General features: G+C 31.8%; 8 protein-coding genes. 2 read left to right on the forward strand and 6 right to left on the reverse strand.

The window, feature by feature from the left end:
• The first annotated feature begins 249 nt into the window (after positions 1-249).
• Positions 250-900 carry an alpha/beta hydrolase family protein gene (locus E0F98_RS15820; protein WP_132113225.1) on the forward strand — a complete coding sequence of 217 codons (651 nt, stop codon included), beginning with the start codon at positions 250-252 and terminating at the stop codon, positions 898-900.
• 304 nt (positions 901-1,204) lie between these two features.
• Here the strand turns inward: E0F98_RS15820 and ygiD are convergent, their stop codons facing one another.
• From ygiD to E0F98_RS15835, 3 genes are all read right to left on the reverse strand, one after another.
• Positions 1,205-2,035: a 4,5-DOPA-extradiol-dioxygenase gene (gene ygiD, locus E0F98_RS15825; protein ID WP_449404274.1), complete on the reverse strand. Its 831-nt coding sequence runs from the start codon at positions 2,033-2,035 to the stop codon at positions 1,205-1,207.
• Positions 2,036-2,186: 151 nt separating this feature from the next.
• Positions 2,187-2,753 carry a YceI family protein gene (locus tag E0F98_RS15830; RefSeq protein WP_132113230.1) on the reverse strand — a complete coding sequence of 189 codons (567 nt, stop codon included), beginning with the start codon at positions 2,751-2,753 and terminating at the stop codon, positions 2,187-2,189.
• A 209-nt stretch (positions 2,754-2,962) separates the two neighbouring features.
• Positions 2,963-3,496, reverse strand: a complete 534-nt coding sequence (locus tag E0F98_RS15835; protein WP_132113232.1) for a hypothetical protein — start codon at positions 3,494-3,496, stop codon at positions 2,963-2,965.
• Positions 3,497-3,746: 250 nt separating this feature from the next.
• On the opposite strand from E0F98_RS15835, the gene E0F98_RS15840 reads away from it, so the two are divergent.
• On the forward strand, positions 3,747-4,022 hold the full coding sequence (locus tag E0F98_RS15840) for a hypothetical protein (protein WP_132113235.1): 276 nt from the start codon (positions 3,747-3,749) through the stop codon (positions 4,020-4,022).
• 143 nt (positions 4,023-4,165) lie between these two features.
• Here the strand turns inward: E0F98_RS15840 and E0F98_RS15845 are convergent, their stop codons facing one another.
• From E0F98_RS15845 to E0F98_RS15855, 3 genes are all read right to left on the reverse strand, one after another.
• Positions 4,166-4,507 (reverse strand): hypothetical protein, encoded by a 342-nt coding sequence (locus E0F98_RS15845; protein WP_132113238.1) that lies wholly within the window; start codon positions 4,505-4,507, stop codon positions 4,166-4,168.
• A 7-nt stretch (positions 4,508-4,514) separates the two neighbouring features.
• Positions 4,515-5,309, reverse strand: a complete 795-nt coding sequence (locus E0F98_RS15850) for a hypothetical protein (protein WP_132113241.1) — start codon at positions 5,307-5,309, stop codon at positions 4,515-4,517.
• Positions 5,310-5,702: 393 nt separating this feature from the next.
• Entirely contained in the window at positions 5,703-6,230 is a 528-nt protein-coding gene (locus E0F98_RS15855) for a hypothetical protein (RefSeq protein WP_132113244.1), read from the reverse strand.
• Between the last annotated feature and the right edge of the window lie 437 nt (positions 6,231-6,667).

The following is a 6,667-nucleotide window of genomic DNA, read 5'->3' on the forward strand; positions in this document are numbered from 1 at the left end:
AAGTAATGATTTGTTTTAAGTCCATAGGATCAAGTTTATTAGCCATATCGTACTGTTTTAGATAACAACAAGATAGTAGCTGATTTTGATCTTTCAAAGTGGCACAAATCGAACCGGAATACCATGATTTATTAGTCAAGTGACACAAATTGAACCAAAATAGTGGCACAAATCGAACCGGAATACTGTGACTTTTTAGTCAAGTGGCACAAATCGAACCGAAATAGTGGCACAAATTGACCGAAATGGGTGGCACGGTCTAACCGAAATCAGTGGCACAAATCGAACCGAGATATCCATCTCGATAAATTTGCCAAAAATACTTTGGGTAAAGAAATGGAAGATATAGAGAGTGTAGAGCAATTTATAGTCGATGAATTACCAGAATTTTTACCAAAAATCAACACTGATAAAATTTTTATTATTGGTCATAGTAAAGGCGGCGTTTCGGCATTATTGTATTGCACTCACTATGAAACTAAAATTGAAAAAGTATGTACTTGGGCGAGTCCATTTGATTTTCATCGTTCTTGGAATTCCAAATTTATTGAAAGCTGGCGAGCTGAAGGCGTTCAGTATATTAAAAATGCGAGAACAAACCAGATGATGCCGTTGCACATTGAAGTCTTGGAGGATATAGAAGCCAATAAAGAAAAGTATAGTTTGCTTAATTGGAGTAAAAAGCTCCAAATTCCGTATTTAATAATTCAAGGGACAAATGATGAAGCCGTAAAAATGGAAGAATTCAATTTGCTAAAGAAACATTTTACCAAAGCAAAAAATCATATTATTCCTGAAGCCAATCATGTTTTTGGAGCTTCACATCCCTCTACAGCCACAGAATTGCCAGAACATAGCGAAGAATTGGTTACAGTCACTAAGGAGTTTTTCTTGAGCTAATTACCTTCTCAATTTCTATTTCATTATTTTTTGAATAAATATTGTGCTTTAACATCTCCCTTTTTTTAGAAATGGAAGAAATAGATTTTAGATGGTATTTCGTTGCATGATTTTATATTCTTGATACTCTTTAAATATAAAGTTTACTAACAATTAGTAAGCTTTTATTGTAAAATCTAAAGTAGGACATTTAACAGCGAAACATTAATTCGATTTACTCACCAATTTTGCCGAACGGCTATCGGTTGAGGTACTTTGAAGCAATTTTTCATTTACGATGTTAGCTACTGCCTTTTTTTTCATCTTAATTAGATTCTATTTTTAAGGAGGTCATAGACATTGAACCACCCACAGATTTATCATTAAATAACGTTATTTTTTCATTTTCTTCTTTCAATGCCAAGGTATAAAGCAATGGCAAATAATGTTCAGGTGTTGGGATAGCCAAATCAAAGGCTTTTCCTTGCGATCTAAAATCAATTAATTTTTGATGGTCTCCACTTAAGATATAGCTTTTCATCTTTTCGTTTGCTTCTGTGGCCCAATCAAAAGCATAATGTTCGTTCAACTTTTCCCAAGCGACTAAACGTAAATTATGAACCATATTTCCACTTCCAATTATCAAGACTCCTTTTTGGCGAAGGCTACTTATTTCTTTTGCGAGCTCATAATGATATTTTGGAGGCTGCGAATAGTCTATGCTCATTTGTATTACTGGAATATCTGCATTTGGATAAAGATGACTAATCACACTCCAAGCGCCGTGGTCAAGCCCCCATTTATCGTCTAATCCAACTTCTGTTTTGGTGATGCTATTTTTAGTTTCAAGAGCTAATTCTGGACTTCCTGGTGCAGGATATTGAACGTCGAATAATGCTTGTGGAAAACCACCAAAATCGTGAATCGTTCGTGGACTTTGCATCGCTGTTACAAAGGTTCCTTTGGTTTCCCAATGTGCCGAAATACAAAGTATAGCATTTGGTCGCAGCAATTCTTCACCCAGTTTTTTGAATGCCGAAACAAATTCGTTTTCTTCGATTGCATTCATAGGACTTCCGTGACCAAGGAACAACACAGGCATTTTGCTTGTGTTACTCAATGTTGAAGTCATTTTATTTAAATCTGTTAAATTCATACTTGAAGGTGTTAAAGGCAATAATGCTCTTGTTTTTAAAAATTGCTTTCGGTTCATTTCTTTTTTATCAAGAAGTCGTTTTGAGCTTCTTTTTTTTTACTCAACCAATTATCGATCGAATATTTCCCTGCTCTAAATTTCAAAAACAGTACTACTTGGCCAATTGTAAGTGAACTACAATGGTTACATCTTTTCCAATGCCAACCGCCGTTGGGTCATAATTGATATTATAATCAAATCTATTGATGACTGTTTGGGCTTTCATTCCTAATTTTTCTCCTTTGTCGCTCTTGGCAATTCCTCCATAAATTACATCAAATATCACGTCTCTCGTAACATTCTTTATGGTAAGCTTACCGTATAGTAAATACTGGTCTGGTTTGCCAGTCGCTAAAATTTTGCTGCTTCTGAAAGTTAAATTTGGATATTTTTCAACTTCAAAAAAGTCGGCACTTTGCAAATGTTTGTCCCGGGCTTCGACATTTGTATTTATACTTTTTACATCAACGGTAAAATCAAAATTTGCATTTTGTAGTTTTTCTCCGCTTGTAGTTAAGTTTCCAGTGTATTCTAAAAATTTCCCGTTCACAATACTAATTCCGGAGTGGGAAATATCAAAATTTAAGGAAGAATGATTAGGATCTACTTTCCATTGGATTTGTGCGTAAGAACCTAAAGTTATTAAGATCATTGCGAATAAATAAACTGTCTTTTTCATAATCTTAGATTTAAATTTATTGAATTACAAAATTAGCGATAATGCTTCTATTTTTAGTGATACTATTCGGTAGTTGAGTTGTAAATATAGGAAATGAAGCAGAATTTCTTTGAGATAGCTGGAAGTTTGCAACCGCTCAATTTTCGGCTTAACGGCAAATTTATGCGAAACGGTAATTCCACTAAATTCCAGCTAGCGCAAAATGGCTGTTAATCTATGTTATTTCTTTCCATTTCGGTGATTTCTATTTCAATTGGCCTTTCATATTTGGCAGTTGCAATTTCTCCCAAACTTGTTTTCTTATGAGTAAAAATTATTTTTCCGTTTTTAACTTCTATTTTGTCAACTAAATAAAATATGTCTTCACAAAAATATAAATCTTTAGTTGTTATATTTTGAGTATCATTTTTTTTATCAAAGTATTTCACTACAATTTTTGACAAAGTTTTTTTCGGATTAATCATATAACCAATTTCAATTTTATATGAATGTGTTTCTTTGGTTTTATATGCGATTTCAATTTCCGTTTCAAATTTATTCAGCAAATTTTCTACTTCAATTATTTTTTCAATTTTTTTGTTGTCTTTTTCGAAAAGTAAAATTAAAGTTTTAAATGTAAGGTCTTTGACTAATTGATTTTTTTCAAATTCTGTTAGCGAATTAAATGTTTTTGGTTCAATTCCATATTCAACATATTTTATCCGTTTATCTAGAATTTTTTCGCTTTCAAATAAATTTCCCAATTTTAGATTTTCGGAAAAGTTTATATAAATATGGTCAAATTCGCCAGATATAAATTCACACTCATTTAGTTTTCTTGCAATTCGTTGACCGATTGAAATTGTATCGTCAGTAATTTGGTAAACATTACCAATAATTCCGTTAAAATCTCCAGTGAAATCTTTAGGTTTTATTTCGTAGTAGCGAATGTCTTTTATAATTCTGTCGGTTGATTTCATTCGTTTTTTCAATAATATACACTAACGTCAGTCTGTGAAAAAACGTCCGTTTATTTCTTTCAAATATAACACTCAATATAAAATAAAAGGAAGAAAAGTTGTATATTTAATGATGCAACACATCACAGGAATACCGCGCAATCAGATGGTTTTTTCTAGTTTAGTAGACATGGTTTTACCAGATAATCTTGTTCGTTTTGTAGACGCTTTTGTGGAAACGTTGTCATTACAAACTTTAGGTTTTACAATTCAAACGTTAAAGACAGAAGGTCGTCCTAGTTTTAATACTAAAATCTTCCTTGAATTATAGCTATACAGTTATCCTCTTGTAATCCTTCAAATTATTTTACGATAACTTCATAGTGTTGACGGCATGTAATCGGTTCCGTTCAACCGCGGGTTCATTGTTGGCTTTTCAAGCCCAACCCTTTGGTGTTGGCAGTAGTGCTTTTTTTAGTAATATTCGATTTCTCGTATCCATTTAAAAAGCTCAACACCATCAACAGTCTTTATTATTTCAATCCAGTTTTTGTTACTATCATATTTGTAAGCATAAGAAATAGTATAATTAATCATCTTTTGATCAGCATATGATTCTTCAGCATAATTTAATTTTACAATCTTATCATTTTGGTATAAGTATTTCTCAATTATTTTTGCATTGGAAATATTCTCATCACAACAATATTTTTCAGATAAACGACCTTTTTTATCATATTTATATTTAATATAAATTTGAGAACTTCTTGAACTATTTATTCGGGTAATTAAATTATTACCATCATATTCAAACACAGTTTGGCTAGTTTGTACAGGGTTTTTTATAGTTTTCGTCAGAATGTAAATCGAATTTTTGAGCTTTTATAAGTTTATTATTTTTGTCGTATTCATTGATTAAACTTTTATAAGTAACACCGACGGAATCTTGAACTCCATATCCCCAAGTATTTTCTCCGGATTTTTTCCAACTATTAGGGTTCTTAAAAATTATGTGCAGCAATTTTCCGTTGCCATTATATTTATTTTGGTATTCATAAACCACTCCCTCTTTGTCAAAATTTTTTGTAATTATTATTTTCCCTTTTTTATATCTTTTATAGTCGTGAGAAAATAAATTGAGTTTTAGATTTTCATAAATAATAGTTTCATCAGCATATTCGCCAAATTCATCAAAATAATTATTTTCTCTATTTATATTATATTTTGATGAATCGATTTTACTTATTAATCTATCTTTTTCGTCGTATAAATATCTATATGAATTTATAAAATCATTCTCTTTTCCATACCAAATGTCTTTGATGATTTTTCTTTTAGAGTCAAAATGGCGCTCATAATTCAAATAATAACAGAAGTTTGTAGAGTACCAAGTTTCATAGAACCTTTTAATTGTTGATTCGGCTCCCATAAATCCTGAATGGCCATAATCACTATCATCATAAAATAATTTTGGATTTTCTTTTTTAGTTAAGAAAAGTACTTTTTCTTTTATTTTTTTAACATTTCCGTGAAGAGAATCAGTAGGTAAATCTTGAGAAACAGCTAAAGAACTAATTAAGAATAAAATTAGTATTGAAAGTTTTTTTTCATTTTTCATTTTTCGCTTTAGATTATCAAATTTTCTTCGGTTTTTTTGACATTATGCACAACGTCAGTCTGTGAAAAAACGTCCGTTTATTTCTTTCAAATATAACACTTAATATAAAATAAAAGGAAGAAAAGTTGTATATTTAATAATGCTACACATCATATGATTCCCGAGCAATCATATGATTTTTTCGTGTTTAGAAGATACTATATTACCAGAAAATACAGCTAGCGCGAGCGTCCCGCTCGTGCTGTTTCCGATTCTATAATTTGTTTTGTGTTTGTGTTTGTATTTACGAGCGGGACGCTCGCGCCAGCGGGGTTTTTTCGGTTAAGCACAAATTTCCCTAGTACAAAACCATTTCTAAATTAAGCCAAATACCCAAATCTAGTGTAACGGTTGTTACCAGAAGCCTTTATTGTTCTTCAATATATTCTTTATTGATTTTAAATAATCTTTTTCAAAGTTATTTTTTATTTTTTGATTTTCATCATATGAAAAATCGCGATTAATGTCTTTCCAATTTCCAATTTGTAGACCTTGATTTATAGATACAAATTCCAAAGTGGTATTTGTTTCATCTCCTCTTATCGCAATATTTAAAATTCTATTGTAGTTAGAATCGTATAGATATGCGATAAACCATAATCCATTTTCAGATTTAGAGTCTTCCAATAAAAATGCATCTTTTGGGGAAATCGATACTTCGGGAACTTTGTATTTTGGATTTCTGTCTTTGAACTTTTCGATTGCTTTTATCACGTTTGTCTCAGAATAGGGAAGTTCATACGACTCTGAAAAGGCATAGCTTCCGGCAGAAATCATATTCAGTCTTTTCGTAACTTCATATCGAACAGTATTATTAAGTAATAGGATTGCGGAAGTTATTAATAGTAACGATATAATAGTCTGTAATATTCTTTTCGTCATTTTTTCAAAGGTTTCTGCTAACGTGTCGCCGCTACACGAGGTTTGGGACTAAAGATGCGAGTTTTTTAGGTTAAGGACAAATTTCTCAAATGCAAAACCATTTCTAAATTAAGCCAAATGCCCAAATCTAGTGTAACGGCTGTGTGTGCCCTGCATGAGCAGGAAGCAGATTGTAAATCGTTTGTTCTTAATTCGAAATTAGACTTTTTGGATTAGAAAACAAATGATACAGTCTGATATTTTTCCAGAGGGTGTAAGTCCCTTATGAGCGGATTGAAAACCCGAATCATTAGTACGTCGCAAGGTGGTTTATCGTGAGATATGCACTGAAGGAAGCGAAACGGCAAAAGTCTGTACCGACGAACAGAAATTGCATAAGAGGCATTTAGTAAGGGATAAGCGTCCACAGCAACGTAAAGTCCGAAGTTTACAAAAAC

This window comes from Flavobacterium hiemivividum (assembly GCF_004349145.1).
Lineage (GTDB): Bacteria > Bacteroidota > Bacteroidia > Flavobacteriales > Flavobacteriaceae > Flavobacterium > Flavobacterium hiemivividum.

What these genes read in the sequence shown, in the direction of transcription:
- ygiD (WP_449404274.1), bottom strand. Translation starts at nt 2,035, where the DNA reads ATGAATTTAACAGATTTAAATAAAATGACTTCAACATTGAGTAACACA.
- E0F98_RS15855 (WP_132113244.1), bottom strand. Translation starts at nt 6,230, where the DNA reads ATGACGAAAAGAATATTACAGACTATTATATCGTTACTATTAATAACT.
- E0F98_RS15850 (WP_132113241.1), bottom strand. Translation starts at nt 5,309, where the DNA reads ATGAAAAATGAAAAAAAACTTTCAATACTAATTTTATTCTTAATTAGT.
- E0F98_RS15830 (WP_132113230.1), bottom strand. Translation starts at nt 2,753, where the DNA reads ATGAAAAAGACAGTTTATTTATTCGCAATGATCTTAATAACTTTAGGT.